Here is a 2,326-nt window from a genome sequence, read left to right as displayed (position 1 = left end):
TCCCACTATTCCGATTTTTTCGAATAACCTTGCACATTTTTTCTCGTCAGATCCATGTTGTATTTGAAATTCTCATCCTGCACTAGGAAGGTCGAAATCACATCGATCAGATACATCATCCCGAACTGTGTGTTGACGAACACCGTGTTGTTGACGAAACGCGAGTGGTAACCGAAGCAAGTGACGTCCGCCAGTTTCGTCAGCGAACTGTTTTTGAAGCTCGTCAGGGCGATGATCTTCGCTTTTTTCTTCTTCGCGATCTCCAGTGACGCAATCAATTCCGGCGTTTCGCCTGAATTGGAGATGGCGATCACCAATTCATCCTGTTTGATGATCGAGCTGTTGATGATCATCAGATGGGAATCCGTAACCCCCGTGGCATTCAGACCCATCCGGATCAAGCGTTGCGCCAATTCAGCGGCCGTGAACCCGGAACTGCCGATGCCGTAGATGACTGTTTTGTTTGCGTTTTTGATCCAATCGACAACCGTTTCGATTGCCCGATCCTCAATCATCTGATTGGTTTCATCGATGACTTGCGTATAATAGCCATAAATATCATCATAGACGGTCGGCATTTCTTTCGACGGCTGATAGCTCGCCAATGATCGCAGTGCAATCTTCATATCCACAAACCCATCGATGTTGATCCGTTTACAGAACCGTGTGATGCTGGACGTCGAGGTATCCACTTTCGCCGCCAAATCCTTGATGTTCATATTTTTGATGGATGCTTTGTTCTGCAGAATGTAATCCGCGATTTTTTTCTCGTTCCCGGAAAAAGCGGAATATTGGTTTTGGATCTCTTCGATGATTGTCATTTTTCGTTGCCTCCTCCTGTTTTGCGCAACCGCCAAAAGCGCGCTCCGCATTTCTTGACTTCGCCTTTTCCCCTTCGCTGATAGAATAACACATGAAAATAGTTTTTTCAATTATTATTTTATGAAAATTATTTTCTTCGTTGTTTCTATTGGAGACACTTTTAGACAACAGAAAGCCGCCCTCTTCCGAGAACGGCTTCCTTGATAAGCAGCTGCTTTAGATTTTGTTGCGGTCCAACACGCTTCTTTTTCCCATTTCCAGGATGATGAAATAAGCCATCCCCGCTCCGATGGCGGAGCTGATTGCGAAGCTCGGCAAAAAGAGCATCAATGCGGCTTCCATGCCCATAAAGAGCTGCGCCAGCAAAGTACTCACCAACGAGCCCAGAATTCCGGTGCCTATCCATTCACCCAGTGCCGCGTAACCGATCTTTTGCGTTCTGGCATAAAACATACCTGCGCAAACAGCCCCGATTATGCTGCCAGGAAAGGCAAATATGGTTCCCGTTCCCAACAAGTTGCGCAGCACGGAAACGCCGAATGCCTGCAGGACGGCGTATCCGGGTCCTAACCAGACAGCGGTCAGTACATTCAGCAGATGCTGCATCGGTGCTACTTTTGCAATGCCGATCGGGATGACGAAGATGCTGTTGCTGACCACCCCCATGGCGATGATCAAGGCAGTGGTGACTAATTTCTTTGTGTTCATAATATTTTCCCCTTTTCAGTTTGACTTATTCCTTTTGCATCCTGCTCTTTCCTAACTGTTTCCCCCTTCTCCCTGATTTTAACGAAAATAAAAAGACACCTCCCCTGAGATGTCTTGGATATACGTACGGATTCCAGACCAAGCTCAGTTCCCTCCGCCAGTACGAACTGGATCAGGTTTGAAGGGTTCCGGCAATGCCGGTCTCAGCGCAATAGCGCACCCCTACTGAAAATAAAAAACGCTATATGATCTGATACGAAAATCAGAAAATATAACGTTTTGATGTCTATTATGCGAATAGTCAAACGCCACATTCCCTCCGCTAGTATGAACTAGATCAGGTACAAAGAGTTCCGGCAATGTCGGTCTCAGCGCAATAGCGCACCCCCAGTGTTTCTCATTCAATTTTAACCAATAACCTGCGGAAACGCAACCCTATTCTGAAGTTCGTTCTCCCTCAGCACTCGAATCCAACACGATGACTTTTCCGAAACTGTCCTGGCTCTGCAAAAAGGCATGAGCTTGGGCAACCGCTTCGAGCGTGAAGACTCGCTCGGGCTCCACCGCAATGCCTTTCCCCTCGATGTAAGCCAGCAGTTCATTCAGCTTTTCGCCCGAGACTTCACTTGAATGGAAAGTGGTCAAATAGCTGTTGTGCTTCAATTCCAGGATGGGATCGAAATCCTCCAGAAACCATTTCCCACCCAGTTGACCGGTGCTGCAGACGATGCCGCCTTCGTTGATATGGGAAAGGCTGTCCTTGATTGTCGCAGGCCCGATCAATTCAAGAATCTTG

Annotated in this window: 3 protein-coding genes and 2 riboswitches; all 3 genes read right to left on the bottom strand. The window is 47.4% G+C overall.

All coding sequences use genetic code 11. From position 1 onward, the window contains the following. Positions 1-5: 5 nt before the first annotated feature. A complete protein-coding gene (locus WBV27_RS07715) occupies positions 6-821 on the bottom strand; it encodes a MurR/RpiR family transcriptional regulator (RefSeq protein ID WP_424200892.1) in 816 nt (271 codons plus the stop codon). A gap of 217 nt (positions 822-1,038) precedes the next feature. Further along, a complete protein-coding gene (thiW, locus tag WBV27_RS07710) occupies positions 1,039-1,530 on the bottom strand; it encodes an energy coupling factor transporter S component ThiW (RefSeq protein ID WP_424200890.1) in 492 nt (163 codons plus the stop codon). A gap of 132 nt (positions 1,531-1,662) precedes the next feature. Further along, a riboswitch (TPP riboswitch) is annotated at positions 1,663-1,764 on the bottom strand. A gap of 62 nt (positions 1,765-1,826) precedes the next feature. After that, a riboswitch (TPP riboswitch) is annotated at positions 1,827-1,929 on the bottom strand. A gap of 36 nt (positions 1,930-1,965) precedes the next feature. Continuing rightward, a partial coding sequence (locus WBV27_RS07705) for a zinc-binding dehydrogenase (protein WP_424200888.1) occupies positions 1,966-2,326 on the bottom strand: 361 nt, incomplete at its 5' end.

The organism is Trichococcus sp., assembly GCF_049589555.1.
Taxonomy (GTDB): domain Bacteria; phylum Bacillota; class Bacilli; order Lactobacillales; family Aerococcaceae; genus Trichococcus.
Note: the sequence above shows the minus strand (reverse complement) of the source record. Positions and strands in the feature narration are given on the sequence as shown.